The sequence below is a fragment of the Roseomonas gilardii subsp. gilardii genome (assembly GCF_023078375.1).
Lineage (GTDB): Bacteria > Pseudomonadota > Alphaproteobacteria > Acetobacterales > Acetobacteraceae > Roseomonas > Roseomonas gilardii.
On the sequence record NZ_CP095554.1, the window covers coordinates 3230457 to 3249004 of the forward strand.

Here is an 18548-nt window from a genome sequence, read left to right on the forward strand (position 1 = left end):
GGGTCACCACTTCTTCTTGCCTGTCCCGCGCGGCGTCAGCGCCACAGGGGTATCCCGTAGCCCACTCCCAGGGCCAGCAGCGCCGCCACGGGCGCCGCCGCCAGCAGGCCGTCCAGCCGGTCCAGCAGGCCGCCATGGCCGGGGATCAGGCTGGAGGTGTCCTTGACCTTAAAATGCCGCTTGATCGCGCTTTCCAGCAGGTCGCCCGCCTGGGTGGCAACGGCGAGGATCGCCGCCACCGCCGCGGCCCGCGCCATGGAGCCGGGGGCCAGCACCAGCGTCAGCAGCGCGCCCACCAGCATGGCGAAAAGCAGGCCGCCGACGGCCCCGGACCAGGTCTTGTTCGGCGAGACCTGTGGCCAGAGCTTCGGCCCCCCGACGATCCGCCCGGCCATATAGGCCCCGATATCGCTGGCCCAGACCGCGGAGAGGAGGAAGAGGATGTTGTCCCGCCCGGCCTCGTTGTCGTGGCGGAGTTCGATCAGGCAGAGGCCGGCGATGCCGATATAGAGCACGCCGAGGGCCAGGCTCAGCGCCGGCTGCTGCGGCACGCCCCGGCGCCCGCGCGAGCGTTCCGCCCCCATCCAGGCCAGGAAGAAGCCCGCGACCAGCACCACCCAGGACAAGGCCGAATGCCCGATCACCGCGACGATGCCGGCGAGGAAGATGGCGATCGGCACGCCCAGGCCAGGAAAGGCCCGCGTCCGCATGCCGCAGAGATGCACCCATTCCCAGGTCAGGATGGCGATGCAGATGGCGATCAGCAGCGTGTAGAGCTCGGCCCCCAGCCAGACGCAGAGCAGCGCCGTGGGGCCCAGGACCAGGGCGGAGAGGAAGCGCTTACGCAGGTCGCGCCAGCGCTTCTCCTCGGTCTTCGCCTCCGCCATCAGCCCGCGACGGCGCCGTAGCGGCGCTCCCGCCGCCCGAATTCGTCCAGCGCGGCCCGGAGATGGCCCGCGTTGAAATCGGGCCAGAGCACGTCGGTGAAGTACAGCTCGGCATAGGCCGACTGCCACAGCAGGAAGTTCGACAGCCGGTGCTCGCCGGAGGTGCGGATGATGAGATCCGGGTCCGGCATCCCGGCGGTGGAGAGGTGGCGGGAGAACTGCTCCTCGTCCAGTGCCTCCGGGTCCAGCCGCCCCTCGGCCACGGCCTGGGCCACCGAACGGGCGGCGGCCAGGATCTCGGCCCGGCTGCCATAGGACAGCGCCACGTTCAGGTTCAGCCGCGTGCCGCCGGCGGTGTCGCGCTCCGCCCGCAGGATGGCCTCCCCGGTTTCCGCGCCGAAGCGCGCCCGGTCGCCGATCACCCGCAGCCGCACGCCATCGCGCACGAGCTGCGCGACCTCATGCCGCAGGTAGTGCCGCAGCAGGCCGGTCAGCTCCAGCACCTCCTGCGCCGGGCGCCGCCAGTTCTCCGAGGAGAAGGCGAAGATCGTGAGCCAGGGTATGCCGGCCTGGGCCGTGGCCTCGATGACCCGCCTGGTGGCCTCGGCCCCGGCGCGGTGGCCCATGGCGCGGGGCAGGCCCCGTGCCGCGGCCCAGCGGCCATTGCCGTCCATGATGATGCCGATATGGGTCGGCATCGCGGCCGACGCCGGTTCGGGCCGACGTTCGGGCGCCGCATTCATCCGCTGGTCTTCATCCTGTGCAAGGCTTCCGGGGGTCAGACCGCCTTGATATCCTTTTCCTTCTCCGCGAGCGCCTCGTCCACCCGCTTGACTGCCTGATCGGTCAGTTTCTGGATCTCGTCGGAATGGCGCTTGGCATCGTCCTTGGAGATCTCGGACTTGGTCTCCCAGCCCTTCACCGTCTCCATGCCGTCCCGGCGCACGCCGCGCACCGCCACCTTGGCGGCCTCGGCATAGCGGGAGGCCTGCTTGGCCAGCTCGTTGCGGCGCTCCTGGGTCAGCGGCGGCAGCGGCACGCGGATCACCTGCCCCTCGGCCTGCGGGTTCAGGCCCAGGTTGGAGTCCCGGATGGCGACCTCGACGGCCTTGACCACCGACTTGTCCCAGACCTGCACCGAGAGCAGGCCGGGTCCGGCCACCGAGACATTGGCGACCTGGCTCAGCGGCTGGTTCGCGCCATAAGCCTCGACCCGGATGGGCTCCAGCAGCGCCGGGCTGGCACGGCCGGTGCGCAGGCCGGAGAATTCCTTCTTCAGCGTGTCGAGGGCCCCATCCATGCGGCGGATGAGGTCCTGCTTGAGATGGGTGAAATCCGGGGCGGCGGCCATGAAACGGTATTCCTCAGTTCTCGACGACCGTGGTGAATCGCCCTTCGCCCTTCATGACGGCGGTAAAGGCACCCGGCTCGTGGATGTTGAAGACGACGATCGGCAGCTTGTTCTCGCGCGCCAGGCTGATCGCGGCGGCGTCCATCACCGCGAGGTCGCGGGCCAGGACGTCCAGATAGGTCAGGGTTTCGTAGCGCTCGGCCTGCGGGTTCTTGCGCGGGTCGGCGGAATAGATGCCGTCCACCTGCGTGCCCTTCAGCAGCGCGTCACAGCTCATCTCCGCGGCGCGCAGGGCGGCGGCGGTGTCCGTGGTGAAATAGGGGTTGCCGGTGCCGGCGGCGAAGATCACCACCCGCCCCTTCTCCATGTGGCGGATCGCGCGGCGGCGGATGAAGGGCTCGCACAGGCTCTGCAGGGGAATGGCGCTCTGCACCCGCGTCGTGACGCCCTGCCGCTCCAGAGCGCTCTGCATGGCGAGCGCGTTCATGACGGTGGCGAGCATGCCCATCCCGTCCGCCTGCACCCGGTCCATGCCCGAGGCGGCGCCGGAGATGCCGCGGAAGATGTTGCCGCCGCCGATCACCAGGCAAACCTCGATCCCCAGCGCCACCACGTCCCGCACGTCCTGGGCGATGGCCTTCAGCGTCGCGGTGTCCAGGCCGTAATCCCTGGCCCCCATCAGGGCCTCCCCGGACACTTTGAGCAGGACGCGCTTGTAGGTCGGGGAGGACATCGGCGGGCTATCCTTGAAGGTCGGGGAAGTTACTCAACGGTGCCCAGCCCCGGCAAGGGGGCCGGGCAAGGGCCGCCCGGCCAGCGGCCCCGGGCCGGAGGATGCACGCCCCCGGGAGGGGCGCGCGGCCTCTGGAACACACCGGCCCCGGCCATGCGGCCGGGCCCGGGTGGGACGCAGGGGAAGCGTTCAGCCGCCCACGCCGGCCGCGGCGGCGACCTCGGCGGCGAAGTCGCCGGTCTGCTTCTCGATGCCCTCGCCAAGCTGGAAGCGGGCGAAACCCGTCAGCTTGGCGCCGGCCTTCTCGACGACCTTGCGCACGCGGCTCTCGCCGTCATGCACCCAGACCTGCTCCAGCAGCACCACTTCCTCGTAGTACTTGCGGATGCGGCCCTCGACCATCTTCTCGATGATGTTCTCGGGCTTGCCGGAGGCGCGGGCCTGCTCGGACAGCACCGCCTTCTCGCGTTCCAGCGCCGCCGGATCGACCGCGTCGACATCCAGCGCGTCCGGGCGGGTGGCGGCGATGTGCATGCCGACCTGACGGCCCAGGGTCTCCAGGGCGGAAACCTCGGAGGCACCCTCGACGGCCACCAGCACGCCGATCTTGCCCAGGCCCGGCTTCACCGCGTTGTGCATGTAGGTCGCGACCGCACCCTGGGGCACGGAGAAGGTCCTGGCGCGGCGGATCGTCATGTTCTCGCCGATCGTGGCGATCAGGCGGGTCAGCTCCTCGGCCACCGTGCCCTCGCCGCCGGGATAGCGGGCGGCCTTGATGGCCTCCACATCCTCGCCGACTTCCAGGGCGACCTCGGCCACCTGGGCGACGAAGTTCTGGAACTGCTCGTTGCGGGCCAGGAAGTCGGTCTCGGCGTTCACCTCGACCATGGCGGCCTTCAGCGGCGCGGAAGCCACGGCGACCAGGCCCTCGGCGGCCACGCGGCCGGACTTCTTGGCGGCGGCGGAAAGGCCCTTCTTGCGCAGCCAGTCGATGGCGGCTTCCATGTCGCCATTCGCCTCAACCAGCGCCTTCTTGCAGTCCATCATGCCCGCACCGGTCTTCTCGCGAAGGTCGCGGACGAGGGCAGCCGTGATCTCGGCCATGGTGTTCTCCTCAATTGGCAAGGCCCGCGCGCGGAGCTTCCACCCCGCGCGCGGCCCGTTTTCCGGTGGACCGGGTGGCCGCGGCCTCAGCCGGCGCGGCTGTCTTCCGCGGCCTTGGCCTCGGCCTCGATCTCGGCGCTGGGCAGGCCGCTGGTCGGGCTGGACTGGACCTCGCCCTCCAGGGCCACGTCACCGGCCAGCTCTTCCGGCAGCACACCCTCGGGCAGCGCCTCCTCCGGCAGTTCCTCGACCGCGCCCAGGTCCACGCCCGAGGCCTGCAGCTCGGCGCTGATGCCGTCGAAGACGGCGCCGGCGACCATGTCGCAGTACAGGTTGATGGCGCGGATGGCGTCGTCATTGCCCGGGATCGGGTAGGTCACGCCCTGCGGATCGGCATTGCTGTCGCAGACGGCCACGACCGGGATGCCGAGCTTGTTGGCCTCCTCGATAGCCAGCTTCTCCTTGATGGTGTCGATCACGAAGATGATGTCGGGCAGGCCGCCCATCTCCTTGATGCCACCCAGGGCGCGGTCCAGCTTCTCCTTCTCGCGCGTCAGCATCAGGACCTCCTTCTTGGTGAGGCCCTGGGTGTCGCCGGAGAGCTGCACTTCCATCTGCTTCAGGCGCTTGATGGAGCCGGTGATGGTCTTCCAGTTGGTGAGCATGCCGCCCAGCCAGCGGTGGTTCACGTAGTACTGGCCACAGCGGGTCGCGGCCTCGGCCACGTACTCGGCGGCGGACTTCTTGGTGCCCACGAAGAGCACGCGGCCGCCGGCGGCGACCACGTCGCGCACGGCCTTCAGCGCGCGCTCCATCATCGGCACGGTCTGCTGCAGGTCCAGGATATGCACCTGGTTGCGCACGCCGAAGATGTAGGGCGCCATACGCGGGTTCCAGCGCCGCGTGTGGTGGCCGAAGTGGACGCCCGCCTCGAGCAGGCCGCGCAGGGAAACTTCCGGCATCGCCATGATTGGCGTTCCTTTCCTTCCGATGGAGTCCGGTTGAACCTCCGCGGCGCCGAGCCCCCTTGCCCTGATGGCCTGGGGAGCACCGGACCCTTGCCGCTTGTGTCGGAAGGGCGCGCCGCGTGCGGATTTGCCGCCGGCGGAACGATCCCGCAGGTGGCGTGGGGCACATGGCACAGTCATGCCGCCCACGCAAGAGGCGAGGGCCGCGCCGGAGGCTGCCATGCCGCGCCGCCACACCTCCGCCCCCATGCCCATGCCGTAAGGGCGAATAAGACAATACCGTTAAATCAGCATGTTAACACGGAAGCGCGGTTGTCCCGCGATCCCCGCCGCCGCTATGCCGCAGCCGCCGACGACCTCAAGGGATCCACAGGCCCCATGTCCATCACCGTGGAGCAGCCGCTCGCCGCGGCGGATGCCGATCTCGACGAGATCGGCGTGAACGCCTCCCCCGAGCCCGACCTCCAGGCCGTGCTGGGGCGCCGCCTGGCGCGCCGCTCCTTCTTCCGGAGCGTGCTGGGCACGGCCACCGTGGCCAGCCTCGGCGCTGCCCTGCCCGGCTCGCGCCAGGCGATGGCCGCGGGCAGCCTTCCGGCCCAGGGGCAGGGGAAGGGCCAGGGCCTGTCCAGCCTGACCTTCCCCGAGATCCAGCACGGGCCGCGCCCCGACCTGGCCGTCGCGGAGGGCTATGAGGCCCGGGTGCTGATCCGCTGGGGCGACAAGGTCCTGCCGGGCGCGCCGGACTTCGACCCGCACCGCCAGACCGCCGCCGCCCAGGCGCAACAGTTCGGCTACAACAACGACTTCCAGGCCTTCCTGCCGCTGCCCCGCGGCTCGGCCGCCTCGGACCACGGGCTGCTCTGGGTGAACCATGAGTATCCCGAGGCGCAGATGATGTTTCCTGGCCTGGACGCGAAGACCATGGGCGACACCCTGACGCGGGAGCAGGTGGACGTCACCATGCAGTCGATCGGCGGCAGCGTGGTCGAGCTCCGGCGGCAGGACGGCGCCTGGCAGGTCGTGCTGGGCCCGCACAACCGGCGCATCACCGCCAGCACCCCGATGCGGATCTCCGGCCCCGCCGCCGGCGACACCCGGCTGCGCACCGGCGCCGACCCGGAAGGCCGCAGCGTCCTCGGCATGATCGGCAACTGCGCCGGCGGGGTCACGCCCTGGGGCACGATCCTGACCTGCGAGGAGAATTTCGACACCTATTTCTCCGGCGACGCCACGAAGGGGCCGGAAGCCGTCGCCTGGAAGCGCATGGGGCTGAACGGCAAGTCGCAGCAGGGCTGGGCGCGCTTCCATGACCGCTTCGACCTGGGCAAGGAGCCGAACGAGCCGAACCGCTTCGGCTGGGTGGTCGAGATCGACCCCTACGATCCGGCTTCCACCCCGGTGAAGCGCACCGCCCTGGGCCGCTTCAAGCACGAGGCCGCCACCACCGCCCTCACCCCGGAAGGCCATGTCGTCGTCTACACGGGCGACGACCAGCGCTTCGAATACCTCTACCGCTTCGTCAGCCGCGACCGCTACGACCCGCGGAACCGCGAGGCGAACCGCGACCTGCTGGATCACGGCACCCTCTCCGTCGCCCGCTTCGGCGATGATGGACAGGTGGAATGGCTGCCGCTGGTCTTCGGCCAGGGCCCCCTCACCCCGGAGAACGGCTTCCGCAACGCCGCCGATGTCATGATCGACGTCCGCCGCGCCGCCGACCTGATGCGGGCGACGCCGATGGACCGGCCGGAGGATGTGGAGCCGAACCCGGTGACCGGGCGGGTCTATGTGGTGCTGACCAATAACAATCAGCGCAAGGCGGACCAGACCGACAAGGCCAATCCCCGCGCCGCGAACCTCTATGGCCAAATCCTGGAGATGACGCCCCCGGACCGCAACGGCAGGCCCGACCACGGCGCCGCCCGCTTCGCCTGGGAGATGTTCATCATGGCCGGCAACCCGGAGATCGAGGAGCACCAGGCCTCCTACGGCTCCGGCGTCTCCTCCTCCGGCTGGTTCGCCTGCCCCGACAACATCGCCTTCGACGGCCAGGGCCGCCTCTGGATCGCCACCGACCAGGGCGAGCAGCAGGCGGCGAACGGCATCGGCGACGGCATCTGGGCCTGCGACACCACCGGGCGCGGCCGTGCCGTCACCCGCATGTTCTTCCGCACCCCCACGGGCGCGGAGATGTGTGGCCCGGCCTTCACGCCCGACAGCCGGAGCTTCTTCGTGGCGGTGCAGCACCCGGCCAATGACGACCCGGCCACGACCTATGCCGCGCCGACCACCCGCTGGCCGGATTTCCGCGACGACATGCCGCCCCGCCCCTCCGTGGTGAGCATCGTCCGCAAGGATGGCGGGATCATCGGGAGCTGACCCGAACGCCCCCGGTGCCGCCATGGCACCGGAGGCCCCGTGTCGGCCGGCTCAGGCCGCCCGCACATCCGTCACGCCGGGCAGGACGCGCAGCCGCTGCGTCAGGCGCGGCGAGACGTTCCAGGTGCCCGGCACGGTGATCTCCACCTCCTGCGTCTCGCCCAGGCAGGGCACGAGCACCACCTTGCTCTTGCCCTTGCCCTCCCCGCGCAGGATCTCGGCGACGCTGTGCACCGCCTCCTCCTCCGCGACCAGGATGCGGATACCGGTGGCGACCGCCGAGGCCGCCTGATCCAGCGATTCGCAGGAGCTCGCGGTCAGGCGCAGCGCATCGCCATCCATCCGCACATCGGCGGCGAAGATGACGGCGTGGCCTTCCTTCAGGATCTCTCGCGACTTGGACAGCACCTCGGAGAAGCAGGTGACCTCCGTGCTGCCGGTGGAATCGGAGATCCGGACCCAGGCCATGCGGCTGCCGGTCTTGGTGGTGCGCTCCTTGGTGCCGACCACCGTGCCGGCGAGCTTGAGCACCCCCGCCCCGCCCCGCGCCGCCGCCTCCATCCGCGCGATCGGCGTGACGCGCAGCTTGGCCAGGACCTCCTTGTAGCTGTCCAGCGGATGCGCCGAGAGGTGGAAGCCGATCGCCTCCGCCTCCTCGGCCAGCTTCTCCAGCGTCGGCCAGTCGGGGCGCTCCGGCAGGCGCAGCGGCGCCTCCTCCGCCGCCACCCCGCCGAAGAGGCCGATCTGGTCGCTCGTCCGCTCCTCGGCCGAGGACTGGGCGCGGCGCAGGATCGCCTCCGCCCCGTACATCACCCGGGCACGGTTCCTGTCGAGGCATTCGAAGGCCCCGGCACGGGCCAGGTTCTCCAGCTGCATCTTGTTCAGCAGCTTGGGATCAACGCGGGAGGCGAAATCCACCAGCGAGCGGAAGGGGCCGCCCTGCTTGCGGGAGGCGACGAGGTCGCGCATCGCCCCCAGCCCGACGCGCTTCACCGCGGCCAGGGCGAAGCGGATGGACTTCCCACCATCCTCCGCGATCTCGACATTGAACTCGGCCTCGGAGCGGTTCACGTCCGGTGGCAGAACCTTGATGCCGAGGCGCGAGGCCTCGCCCATATGCCCGGCCAGCTTGTCCGTGTTGCCGAGGTCCAGCGACATCGAGGCCGCCAGGAACTCCTCCGGGTAATTCGCCTTCAACCAGGCGGTCTGGTAGGCGACCAGCGCATAGGCGGCGGCATGCGACTTGTTGAAGCCGTATTCCGCGAACTTCTCCATCAGGTCGAAGATCTCGCCGGCCTTGTTCTCCGGCACGTCGTTCTTCACCGCGCCCTCGACGAAGATCTTGCGCTGCGCCTCCATCTCGGCACGGTTCTTCTTGCCCATGGCACGGCGCAGCAGGTCGGCGCCGCCGAGCGAATAGCCCGCCAGTTCCTGGCTGATCTGCATGACCTGCTCCTGGTAGACCAGGATGCCGTAGGTCTCCTCCACGAGCCGGCGCATCTTCGGATGCGGCGCGTCCCAGGCCTCGCCATGCTTGCGGGCGCAATAGGCGGGGATATTGGCCATCGGGCCGGGGCGGTAGAGCGAGACGGCGGCGATCAGGTCCTCGAACCGGTCCGGCCGCATCATCCGCAGGACGTCGCGCATGCCCTGGGATTCGAACTGGAACACCGAGGCGGAATCGCCCCGCGCCAGCATCTCGTAGGTCTTCGCGTCATCCAGCGGAATGCGCGCGAGATCGACCTCGATGCCCTGCTTTGCCAGCATCTGCACCGCGCGTTGCAGCACGGTAAGCGTCTTGAGGCCCAGGAAGTCGAACTTCACCAGTGAGGCGCTCTCCACGTATTTCATGGAGTACTGCGTCACGAGGTCCGGCGCGCGCGGGTCGCGGTAGAGCGGCACGATCTCGATCAGCGGCTTGCGCCCGATCACCACGCCGGCGGCATGGGTGGAGGCGTTCCTGTACAGCCCCTCCAGTTCCAGCGCCGTCTCCATCAGCCGCGCCACCGTCTCGTCCGCCTTCTGCAATTCCTGCAGGCGCGGCTCCCCGTCGATGGCCTGACGCAGGCTGACCGGCTTGGCGGGGTTGAAGGGGATCAGCTCCGCGATCTTGTTCACCTGGCCATAGGGCATGCCCATGACGCGGCCGACATCGCGCACCACCGCCTTGGCCTGAAGGCGGCCGAAGGTGATGATCTGCCCCACCCGGTCCTCGCCATATTCACGCCGGACGTAGTTGATTACCTCGTCGCGCCGGTCCTGGCAGAAGTCGATGTCGAAATCCGGCATCGAGACGCGTTCCGGGTTCAGGAAGCGCTCGAACAGCAGGCCGAACTGCATCGGGTCGAGATCGGTGATGGTCAGCGCCCAGGCCGCCACCGAGCCCGCGCCCGAGCCGCGCCCCGGCCCCACCGGGATGTCCTGCGCCTTGGCCCACTGGATGAAGTCGGCCACGATCAGGAAGTAGCCCGCGAAGCCCATCTTCTCGATGATGTCGAGCTCGAAGGCCAGGCGCTTGCGATAGGGCTCCCGGTCCGTGGTGCCCTGCGCGTCCAGCCGCGCCTCCAGCCCGCGCTTGGCCATGTCGCGCACCGTCTCGGCCTCGGTCATGCCCGGCTGCACCTTGGGGCAGATCGGCAGTTCCGGCTTGCGCGTCTCCGCCATCACCGCGCAGCGGCGCGCGATGGCCAGGGTGTTGTCGCAGGCTTCCGGCAGGTCGGCGAAGAGCTTGCGCATCACCTCGGGCGGCTTGAACCAGTGCTCCGGCGTGCAGCGCGGCCGGTCCGGCTCGGCGAGGGTGCGGCCATGCGCGATGCAGAGCAGCGCGTCATGCGCCTCGTACATCCGCGCCTCGGCGAAATGCACGTCATTGGCCGCCACCAGCGGCACGCCGACCCGGTCGGCGAGCGCGATCAGACCCGGCTCCGCCGCCCGGTCGCGCTCCGTGCCGTGCCGCGTCAGCTCCACCGCCAGACGGTCGCCGAAAGCCTCGTGCAGGGCGCGCAGCAGATGCTCCGCCGGGTCCCGCCGCCCTTCCAGCAGCAGCCGCCCGAGCGGGCCACGCGTGCCGCCGGTCAGCAGCGTGACGCCCTCGCTGCATTCGCGGAGCTGGTCCAGGTCGATGCAGGGAAGGCCGGAGATATCCTCGCCCAGCCAGCCGAGCGAGGAGAGGCGCTGCACGTTCACCAGCCCCTGCCGGTCCATCGCCAGCGCCACCACCGGATCGGGCTGGCAACGCATCGGCTCCGGCCTCTCCTCCGTCGCGCGGCGTGAGAGCCAGAGCTGGCAGCCCATGATCGGCTGCACGTTCTCCTTGGTGGCGTACTGGGCGAATTCCAGCCCGCCGAACATGTTGGCGGTATCCGTCAGGGCCACCGCCGGCATGCCGAGCTTGCGGGCGAGGCCGGGGAGCTTGTCGGCCTTGATGGCGCCTTCCGCGAGGGAATAGGCGGAATGGACGTGGAGATGGACGAAGCTGCCGGACATGTCCCTCCTGTAGCACAGGCCGGCGATTCGGGCCGGGGGCGGCAGGGCGATCCAGCCTCCCGCTCCCGGTGTGACGCCGCCCTGGCGCCCCCTTCAGCGTCCCCGCATCGGCGGGCCCGGCATGCCCTGGCCGTCCGCTCCTCCGGCCGGCCAGTCCGGCGGGGCCGCACCCTGCCGCTGCTCGCGGCCCTGGTCCCGTGGGAAAGGCGCACCATGGCCGTGCTCGCCGCCACCCGGCATACGGCCGGCATCCCGGTTCAGGTCGTTCGCGCCACGCCCCCCGGCACCGGTGCCGCCTCCCAGCGGCCACCCGCATCCGGCGCTCCCACCGGTCCTCCCATGGAACCCGTTCCGGCCCGTGCCGTTCCCGGGGCGCCATGCGGCGCCGCCAGCCCGCCCGGACCCGGCCGCGCCGCCCCCGGGGAAGCCGTGCCACGGGGCCCGGCCGCGCCGCCCCTGCCCGCCCCGGGAGTTGCCCCCATGGCCGGGGCCTGCGGCCCCATCGGCGTCCCGGCCCCCGCGGCGAAGGGCGCGTTCCGCAACCCGGTCGCGACGATTCCGCGCCCGGGCTCCCGCCGCAGGTCGAGCACGCCGCGCCCGGCGGCACCGCCCGGCGACGGCGGCGCGATCGGCCCCAGCCCATAGCCGGGGCGGAGATAGCGGCCATCCCAGCCGATATAGGATTCGACCACGAAGCGCCCGACACCGGGGCCGAAGCTGGCCGGCAGATCCGTCAGCAGCCGGTCCGTCTCCACCGAGCGCGCCAGCATCCGGTTGCCGGAGAGGGGGCCGCTGGCCACCACATAGCTGCCCGGCCGCAGATCGATCCCCGCGCCCGGGCTGACGGGCAGCGCGCCGATCCGCAGGCTGCCATCCGCGTCGCGCGCCAGCAGCCCATGGACGGTGACATCCCCGGGCGGGCGGCGGTCGATGCGCGTCGCCGTGATCGCCCCGTCGGGGTCCCGCAGCCCGCTCACGGTGATCCAGTCGCCCGGCATCCAAGAGGTTCCGCCGCGCGTCGCGGCATCCAGCCTCACGCGCTGGCCCGCGACGGCCAGGACACGCCCGTCGGAACCCTCCGACACGCTGCTCACCGGGCCGGAGACCTCGTAGCGGACGGCCATGCGCCGCGCCCGCAGCACCTGGCCCTCCCCGCCCGCCTCCAGCACCACGAGTTGGCCGACCCGCAGCGCATCCGGCCGCGCCCAGCCATCCTCCAGCGCCACCGGCAGGGAGTCGTCGTAGAGCACCTCCAGCCCGTTCACGCAGATGCTGGCGAAGCCGGTGACGACGCCGACGATCCCGGTACCGCCGATGCCACGATCCTGGCCCCCGGTCTTGCCGTTATCCGCCTCGGCAACGGCGCCCGTCCCGCCGATCCCGCGATCCTGCGCGGCCGCGACCGCCCCCGTGCCGCCGATGCCACGGTCCTGGCCGGACGGCGTTCCAGCCACGGCGCCGGTCCCGCCGATGCCGCGCTCGGCCAGGACCGGCCCGTCATCCGGACCGATCCGGCAGAATCCGGGCTCCTGCGCCCCGGCGGGGGGAGCAGCCACGCCGGCATTCCACCCGGCGGGCGGCGCGTTCACGCAGGCCGCCAGCAGGAACGGAAGAGCGACAGCCCAACGCATGCGTGTCACCCTTCCGCGCGGTTCCCGTCATCCTCGGCGTAGAGATATACGCCGAGATTGAACCGGCGTGTCAGGGTCCCGGCCGCGGCCTCGCCCTTTTCCTCCAGCAGGGCCAGGGCGAGGCGGTTGATCTCGATCAGCATCCGCTGCGCCGACTCGCGCCCGGCGGCCTCCAGCGCCGTCACGACCTCCGGGCTCAGCCCGTCATAATGCACGCTGCGATCGAGGAAGGGCGCCGATCCGGAGGCGGCGACATTCGCCGTGGCTGCCGCGATGTGGTCATGCAGGTTGCGGGCGAAGAAGAAGAGCTGCTCTTCCTTGCCCGGCGCCGGCAGGAAGGCCGCGGCCAGCAGGTGAACGCGGTCCTCGGCGTCCAGCCGCACGATCCCCTGGGCGATCCAGTCATCCAGCACCGCCCTCGGCCGGACATCGGTGGTGACCGAGGCAACCAGCCCCTCGAAGGACGGCACGCCCTCCGGTGCGCTGCGCGGCAGGGGCAGCGGCCGCCCGTCCGGGCCGGTATGGGAGGGCTGGCCCAGCCAGCGCGCGATGATCCCGGTGGCCAACGTCACCACCGCCGGCACCTCCGCGAGATCGGCGCCCTCCTCCCGCAGCCGGCGGATCTCCTTCCTATGCACGCCGGTCAGCAGGCTGATCCGGCTGTCCGTGCGGCTCTTCGGGTCCGGCAGCAGGTCCGTGGCCGCCACCTCCACATAGAGGCCGCGCAGCAGGTCGGCGAAGACAGGGAAGGTCACGCCGCTGCGGATCAGCAGCCGCACGAGCGGGCGCAGGAGGCGGCGCAGCGGCCTGGTCAGACTGTCCGGCAGAGGCAGGTCGGCGCGGTCGGGAACAACTGGCATCCGGAGGGATGGATCCTTGGGCTGCCTCTTCACTAGCACGGATCTTTCGTGGGAAAAATGCCCACAAAGCCCGCTCCGGCATTGACGTGGGCAAATTTCCCACAAATACTTCGCCCATCACACCACTCCCAGGACCGGTCCCTTGTCTTTCGATGTCTCCGATCCGTCCTTCGTCCCCGCCCTGCCTCCTTCGCTGGCCCCTTCACTGGCCCCTTCACTGGCCCCTTCACTGGCCAGGATGATGGGCCGCCCCTGCCAGACCACCGGAGACGACGCGCTCCGGCAGCTTCGCCATCATTCCAAGAACGCCCTGCAAAGGATCCTGGCCCAGCTTTGGCATTCGGAGGATCTCCAGGCGACACCGGAAGGGCGGCGCCTAGTGCGGGACCTGGAAAACCGGATCAGCCTTTCCGCCGGGATCTCCGACGATCTCTTCGGCTTCACCCGGGAGCCCCGGCCGCTGGACGAGCGCCTCCGCTCCCTGTGCGAGAAGGTGGTCGGGCTGATGGCCGATCCGGACCAGCGCATCACCCTGACGCTGCGGACCGACGACACCTGCCCGGACCACCTGGAGAACCTCGTGCTGCGGGTCGCGCATGAGATGGTGGGCAATGCCGTGAAGCACGGCCTTCACGTCCGCCTGTCCGGGCAGATCGCCGTGGAGTTCGGGTGGCAGGGAAAGGGCTGGCAGCTCCGCGTCGCCGATGACGGCTGGGGCCCTTCCCCTGGCGCCGCGGATGGCGACGGCATGCAGCTGATGCGCAGCCTGGCCGCGCCCTATGGTGGCCAGATCATGATGAACCGGCAGGACAACATGACCGTCGTCACGCTCGACCTCCCCGCCACCGACTCCGAAAGCCACTGACGCGGTCCGGCCACGGCCCGCCTCGCACGAAAGGAAGCACCCTCTGCTCCCTTCCCTGTTCCTCAGCCCCCTGCCAGCAGCCGGCCCGCTGTTCCTGAGCGTGCCGCTGGCCCTGGCGGTTCCGCTGCTGCACCGGGAGCATGCCGCCCGGCATGTGGGAACCTCAGCCGGCGGCCCCGGAATGCCAGAGACTGGAATGGTGACCGGATTGCTCACCGGATTGGCCAGACGGAGGCCCGTTTCCGGAGGGCTGTCCTTCCGGCAGGAGCACCCCCTCTTGGGCTGGGGCGATGCCGGTGCCCCGTTCCGGCAGCCCCGCCCCGTCCCTCTCGCCTCGGGGGAACCGCTGCCCCTGGCCCCCCGGCACTGGCAGGCCCGGGATGTCCTGGCTGTCCTCCTGATCGCCCTGGCCGGTATCGCCATCGCCTACGGCTTCGGCCAGTTGGATGAGTTGCGGTAACCCCTACCCCTCGCGGAGGTGGCCGTCGCGCAGTTCCACCACGCGGTCCATCCGCGCCGCCAGTTCCGGGTTGTGCGTGGCGATCAGTGCCGCCAGCCCCCGCTCCCGAGCGCTTTCCAGCAGTTCCGCGAAGACCCGGTCGGAGGTGCCGACATCCAGGTTCCCCGTCGGCTCGTCCGCCAGCAGGATGCGCGGCCCGTTCGCCAGGGCGCGGGCGATGGCCACGCGCTGCTGCTCGCCGCCCGAAAGGCGGCCGGGCCGGTGATGCTCCCGCCCCGTCAGGCCGAAGCCGGCCAGGAGTTGCCGCGCCCGCTCCACCGCGCGGGCGCGCGGCACGCCGGCGGCCATCTGCGGCAGGCAGACATTCTCCTCGGCGGTGAATTCCGGCAGCAGGTGGTGGAACTGGTAGACGAAGCCGATCGCCTCCCGCCGCAGCGTGGTGCGGGCGCCGTCATCGAGGCCCCCGGCGGCGCGGCCGTTGATGAAGACCTCCCCGCCATCCGGCCGTTCCAGCAGCCCCGCCAGATGCAGCAGCGTGGACTTGCCGGTGCCCGAAGGCGCGACCAGCGCCACGATCTCGCCCGCCCGGAGGGTCAGGTCGGCACCGCGCAGCACGGGGAGTTCCCCCGCCTCGGTGCGGTAGCGCCGCTCCAGCCCCACCAGGCGCAGCGGCGGCTCATGGGTCTCACTCATTGCGCAGCGCCACCACCGGATCGGTCTTCGCCGCGCGCCAGGACGGGTAGAGCGTCGCCAGCAGCGACAGGCCGAGCCCCATCAGCACCACCTGCGCCACCTCATGCGGGTTCACCACCGCCGGCAACTTGGTGAGGAAATAGACCTCCGGACTGAACAGCTCCGTCCCCGTCAGCGCCTGCAGGGCCTCGCGGATACGCTCGATATTGGCGCAGAAGACGATGCCGATCAGGAAGCCGATCAGCGTTCCCGCCACGCCGACGCTGGCGCCGCAAAGCAGGAAGATCCGCATGATCGCGCCGCGCGTGGCACCCACCGTGCGCAGCACCGCGATGTCCTTGGTCTTGTCCTTCACCAGCATGATCAGGGAGGAGACGATGTTGAAGGCCGCCACGACGATGATCAGGGTGAGGATCAGGAACATCACGTTCCGTTCCACCTGCACCGCGTTGAAGAAAGAGGAATTGGCGCTCTGCCAGTCGAGGATACGCACGCGGGTTGGCATCAGCGCGGCATAGATCTCCCGCGCGATGGCGGAAACACGGTCGGGGTTGTCCACGAAGACCTCGACCTGCGAGGCCGCACCCTGCAACTGGAAATAGACCTGCGCCGCCTGGAAGGGCATGAAGACGTAGGAGCTGTCGTATTCGTTCATCCCCGCCTCGAACATCGCCACGACCTCATAGGACCGCAGGCGCGGCACGGTGCCGATGACGGTGGTGCGCCCCTGTGGCGAGACCAGGGTGATGCGGTCGCCCAGGCGCAGGCCCAGCTTCTGCGCCAGCCGCGTGCCGATGACGATGGTGTCGTCGCCACCGAAACGCTCCAGGCTGCCGAGGCGGATATTGCCGGCGATCAGGGGACGCGCGCGCAGGTCCTCCGGCCGGATGCCGCGGGCGATGCCACCCGAGGCGCCGCCGGCATCGGAGGTGAAGAGTACCTGCCCCTCGACGATCGGCGTCGCCGAGACCACGCCGGGCACGGCACGCACCTTGGCCGCGATCTCGTCGAAATCCGGCAGCTTCCCGCCCTGGGCCGCATAGACGCCCATATGGCCGTTCAGCCCGAGGATGCGGCCCAGCAACTCCTGGCGGAAGCCGTTCATCACGCTCATGACGATGATCAGCGTCGCCACGCCGAGGGCGATGCCCACCAGCGAGAAGATCGCGATCACCGAAACGAAGCGTTCGCCCTTCCGCGCCCTCAGGTAGCGGAAGGCGACGGCACGCTCGAAGGCGTTGAACATCAGGCGCGGAGCTTGGCCAGCGCGTCCTCGACCGACAACTCCTCGCGCTCGCCGGTCATGCGCCGCTTCAGCTCGACCTTGCCGGCCGCCGCGCCGCGCGGGCCGACCACCACCTGCCAGGGGAAGCCCATCAGGTCGGCATCGGCGAACTTCACGCCGGCGCGCTCGGGGCGGTCATCATAGACCGCATCCCCGGCGAATTCCGCGTAGATCCGATCGCAGACCGCGTCGCAGGCCGCATCGCCGCTCTTCAGGTTCAGGATGGCGAGCCTGTAGGGTGCGATGGCGTCCGGCCACTTGATGCCGTTCTCGTCGTGATTGGCCTCGATCGCCGCGGCCACGAGGCGCGACACGCCGATGCCGTAGGAGCCCATCTCCGGATGCACGGGATTGCCTTCCGGCCCCGTCACCTGGAAGCCCATGGAGGCCGAGTACTTGGTGCCGAAATAGAAGATATGGCCGACCTCGATGCCGCGCGCCGAGACCTGCTCCTCCGCCGCGACGGCGTTCCAGGCGGCCTCGTCATGCATCTCGTCGGTGGCGGCGTAGCGGCTGGTCCAGAAATCGACATGCGGCGTCAGGTCGCCGTCATAGTCCGGCGCCTCGGCCAGCGGGTCATAGGCCAGCAGGTCACGGTGCAGGAAGACCTGGCTCTCGCCCGTCTCCGCCAGGATGATGAACTCGTGGCTCAGATTGCCGCCGATCGGGCCGGTATCCGCCCGCATCGGGATCGCCTTCAGCCCCATCCGCGCGAAGATCCGCAGATAGGAGACGAACATCCGGTGATAGGACTTCCGCGCCTCCTCCGGCGAGATGTCGAAGGAATAGCCGTCCTTCATCAGGAACTCGCGGCCGCGCATCACGCCGAAACGGGGGCGCACCTCGTCCCGGAACTTCCACTGGATGTGGTAGAGGTTGCGCGGCAGGTCGCGATAGGACTTGGCGAAGCCCTTGAAGATGTCGGTGACCATCTCCTCGTTGGTCGGGCCGAACAGTATCTCGCGATCATGCCGGTCGCGGATGCGCAGCATCTCCTTGCCGTAGTCGTCATAGCGCCCGCTCTCCCGCCACAGCTCGGCGGACTGGATCGTGGGCATCAGGATCTCCTGCGACCCGGTCCGATCCTGCTCCTCCCGCACGATCCGCTCGATGTTGCGCAGCACGCGCAGGCCGAGCGGCAGCCAGGCATAGATGCCGGCGCTGGTCTGGCGGATCAGCCCGGCGCGCAGCATCAGGCGGTGCGAGGCGATCTGCGCCTCGGCGGGCGTTTCCTTCAGCGTCGGCAGGAAGGCGCGGGACAGGCGCAAAGCAGTCGTCTCCGGGAGAACGAGGGCAAAGGAAGCGGTTCAGGGGGCGCAACCTAGAGCGGATCGCGGCGCGGCGAAACGGCCCGGAAAGCGACAAAAAGAAAGGGCCGCACCAGGAGGCACGGCCCGAAGTTTAGGGAGGAAACGCCAGTCACACGGCAGAAAGAGGACTAACCCTCTTCCTGTTCCTGAATCTGACCCTTCTGGTCCTTCTTCGCAATCGCGAAACGGCCATCGGAGAGCGAAAATTGGGCTCCTCTCTCCGGAACAGCCCATTTTCCCGGCTATAATGGCTTTATTTTAGGCAAACAGCCGAAACTCAATGCATCGCAAGCCAGCCATGGCGAAAGGAAAGGTAATCGCTGCGGATCACCATCTCCAGCCCGATCCAGATCACGGCCGAAATGGCCGTGGTCAGCAGGGCCTTCCGCCCGAGGCGAGGGGCCAGCGGCGCGCCCCGCCAGCCACCGGGCGTCGATTCCGCATCCGTGTCCGGCCGCACCCCGAGGGGCAGGGTGACGAACAGCACGGTCCACCAGACAAGAAAGAAGACCACGATCCCGGTGACGACGCCCATG

The 18548-nt window shown here is 69.9% G+C and carries 16 protein-coding genes; 3 read left to right on the top strand and 13 right to left on the bottom strand.

Annotated elements, in window-relative coordinates; translation table 11 throughout:
• Window positions 1-35: 35 nt before the first annotated feature.
• The 6 genes from MVG78_RS14855 to rpsB all read right to left on the bottom strand — a co-directional run bounded on the left by MVG78_RS14855 (window position 36) and on the right by rpsB (window position 5043).
• Window positions 36-887 (bottom strand): phosphatidate cytidylyltransferase, encoded by an 852-nt coding sequence (locus tag MVG78_RS14855; RefSeq protein ID WP_247552720.1) that lies wholly within the window; start codon window positions 885-887, stop codon window positions 36-38.
• Entirely contained in the window at window positions 887-1630 is a 744-nt protein-coding gene (gene uppS / locus MVG78_RS14860) for a polyprenyl diphosphate synthase (protein WP_247552722.1), read from the bottom strand. Before uppS ends, MVG78_RS14855 begins: the two co-directional genes overlap by 1 nt.
• 35 nt (window positions 1631-1665) lie before the next feature.
• Window positions 1666-2238 carry a ribosome recycling factor gene (gene frr / locus MVG78_RS14865; protein ID WP_247552724.1) on the bottom strand — a complete coding sequence of 191 codons (573 nt, stop codon included), beginning with the start codon at window positions 2236-2238 and terminating at the stop codon, window positions 1666-1668.
• Between the two features lie 13 nt (window positions 2239-2251).
• Window positions 2252-2971, bottom strand: a complete 720-nt coding sequence (gene pyrH, locus MVG78_RS14870) for a UMP kinase (RefSeq protein WP_247552726.1) — start codon at window positions 2969-2971, stop codon at window positions 2252-2254.
• A 189-nt stretch (window positions 2972-3160) separates the two neighbouring features.
• On the bottom strand, window positions 3161-4075 hold the full coding sequence (gene tsf, locus MVG78_RS14875; RefSeq protein ID WP_247552728.1) for a translation elongation factor Ts: 915 nt from the start codon (window positions 4073-4075) through the stop codon (window positions 3161-3163).
• A gap of 86 nt (window positions 4076-4161) precedes the next feature.
• A complete protein-coding gene (rpsB, locus tag MVG78_RS14880) occupies window positions 4162-5043 on the bottom strand; it encodes a 30S ribosomal protein S2 (protein ID WP_247552730.1) in 882 nt (293 codons plus the stop codon).
• Window positions 5044-5421: 378 nt separating this feature from the next.
• On the opposite strand from rpsB, the gene MVG78_RS14885 reads away from it, so the two are divergent.
• Window positions 5422-7422, top strand: coding sequence for a PhoX family protein (locus MVG78_RS14885; RefSeq protein WP_247552732.1), 2001 nt, complete (start codon window positions 5422-5424; stop codon window positions 7420-7422).
• A gap of 51 nt (window positions 7423-7473) precedes the next feature.
• Here MVG78_RS14885 and dnaE read toward each other — a convergent pair whose 3' ends face one another.
• The 3 genes from dnaE to MVG78_RS14900 form a co-directional block, all read right to left on the bottom strand.
• Window positions 7474-10908, bottom strand: a complete 3435-nt coding sequence (gene dnaE / locus MVG78_RS14890) for a DNA polymerase III subunit alpha (protein WP_247552734.1) — start codon at window positions 10906-10908, stop codon at window positions 7474-7476.
• 257 nt (window positions 10909-11165) lie between these two features.
• Window positions 11166-12539, bottom strand: a complete 1374-nt coding sequence (locus tag MVG78_RS14895; RefSeq protein ID WP_247552736.1) for a DUF5666 domain-containing protein — start codon at window positions 12537-12539, stop codon at window positions 11166-11168.
• A gap of 5 nt (window positions 12540-12544) precedes the next feature.
• Entirely contained in the window at window positions 12545-13399 is an 855-nt protein-coding gene (locus tag MVG78_RS14900) for a DUF6502 family protein (protein ID WP_247552738.1), read from the bottom strand.
• A 142-nt stretch (window positions 13400-13541) separates the two neighbouring features.
• Between MVG78_RS14900 and MVG78_RS14905 the strand changes: the two genes are divergently transcribed.
• Complete coding sequence (locus MVG78_RS14905) at window positions 13542-14264, top strand: sensor histidine kinase family protein (protein WP_247552740.1); 723 nt, start codon at window positions 13542-13544, stop codon at window positions 14262-14264.
• A gap of 277 nt (window positions 14265-14541) precedes the next feature.
• On the top strand, window positions 14542-14724 hold the full coding sequence (locus MVG78_RS14910) for a hypothetical protein (RefSeq protein WP_247552742.1): 183 nt from the start codon (window positions 14542-14544) through the stop codon (window positions 14722-14724).
• Window positions 14725-14727: 3 nt separating this feature from the next.
• Here MVG78_RS14910 and MVG78_RS14915 read toward each other — a convergent pair whose 3' ends face one another.
• The 4 genes from MVG78_RS14915 to MVG78_RS14930 form a co-directional block, all read right to left on the bottom strand.
• On the bottom strand, window positions 14728-15417 hold the full coding sequence (locus MVG78_RS14915; RefSeq protein WP_247552744.1) for an ABC transporter ATP-binding protein: 690 nt from the start codon (window positions 15415-15417) through the stop codon (window positions 14728-14730).
• Window positions 15410-16663, bottom strand: coding sequence for a lipoprotein-releasing ABC transporter permease subunit (locus MVG78_RS14920; protein ID WP_247552746.1), 1254 nt, complete (start codon window positions 16661-16663; stop codon window positions 15410-15412). The genes MVG78_RS14915 and MVG78_RS14920 overlap by 8 nt, the downstream gene beginning before the upstream one ends.
• The gene (gene proS, locus MVG78_RS14925; protein WP_247552747.1) at window positions 16663-17970 is read right to left on the bottom strand and encodes a proline--tRNA ligase; all 1308 of its coding nucleotides are present in this window, start codon (window positions 17968-17970) and stop codon (window positions 16663-16665) included. Before proS ends, MVG78_RS14920 begins: the two co-directional genes overlap by 1 nt.
• Window positions 17971-18289: 319 nt before the next feature.
• A complete protein-coding gene (locus MVG78_RS14930) occupies window positions 18290-18547 on the bottom strand; it encodes a DUF1467 family protein (RefSeq protein ID WP_247552749.1) in 258 nt (85 codons plus the stop codon).
• Window position 18548: the final 1 nt, after the last annotated feature.

Excerpts from the sequence above, each read along its gene's own strand:
- MVG78_RS14855 (WP_247552720.1), bottom strand. The coding sequence starts at position 887 with ATGGCGGAGGCGAAGACCGAGGAGAAGCGCTGGCGCGACCTGCGTAAG.
- uppS (WP_247552722.1), bottom strand. The coding sequence starts at position 1,630 with ATGAATGCGGCGCCCGAACGTCGGCCCGAACCGGCGTCGGCCGCGATG.
- frr (WP_247552724.1), bottom strand. The coding sequence starts at position 2,238 with ATGGCCGCCGCCCCGGATTTCACCCATCTCAAGCAGGACCTCATCCGC.
- pyrH (WP_247552726.1), bottom strand. The coding sequence starts at position 2,971 with ATGTCCTCCCCGACCTACAAGCGCGTCCTGCTCAAAGTGTCCGGGGAG.
- tsf (WP_247552728.1), bottom strand. The coding sequence starts at position 4,075 with ATGGCCGAGATCACGGCTGCCCTCGTCCGCGACCTTCGCGAGAAGACC.
- rpsB (WP_247552730.1), bottom strand. The coding sequence starts at position 5,043 with ATGGCGATGCCGGAAGTTTCCCTGCGCGGCCTGCTCGAGGCGGGCGTC.
- MVG78_RS14885 (WP_247552732.1), top strand. The coding sequence starts at position 5,422 with ATGTCCATCACCGTGGAGCAGCCGCTCGCCGCGGCGGATGCCGATCTC.
- dnaE (WP_247552734.1), bottom strand. The coding sequence starts at position 10,908 with ATGTCCGGCAGCTTCGTCCATCTCCACGTCCATTCCGCCTATTCCCTC.
- MVG78_RS14895 (WP_247552736.1), bottom strand. The coding sequence starts at position 12,539 with ATGCGTTGGGCTGTCGCTCTTCCGTTCCTGCTGGCGGCCTGCGTGAAC.
- MVG78_RS14900 (WP_247552738.1), bottom strand. The coding sequence starts at position 13,399 with ATGCCAGTTGTTCCCGACCGCGCCGACCTGCCTCTGCCGGACAGTCTG.
- MVG78_RS14915 (WP_247552744.1), bottom strand. The coding sequence starts at position 15,417 with ATGAGTGAGACCCATGAGCCGCCGCTGCGCCTGGTGGGGCTGGAGCGG.
- MVG78_RS14920 (WP_247552746.1), bottom strand. The coding sequence starts at position 16,663 with ATGTTCAACGCCTTCGAGCGTGCCGTCGCCTTCCGCTACCTGAGGGCG.
- MVG78_RS14930 (WP_247552749.1), bottom strand. The coding sequence starts at position 18,547 with ATGGGCGTCGTCACCGGGATCGTGGTCTTCTTTCTTGTCTGGTGGACC.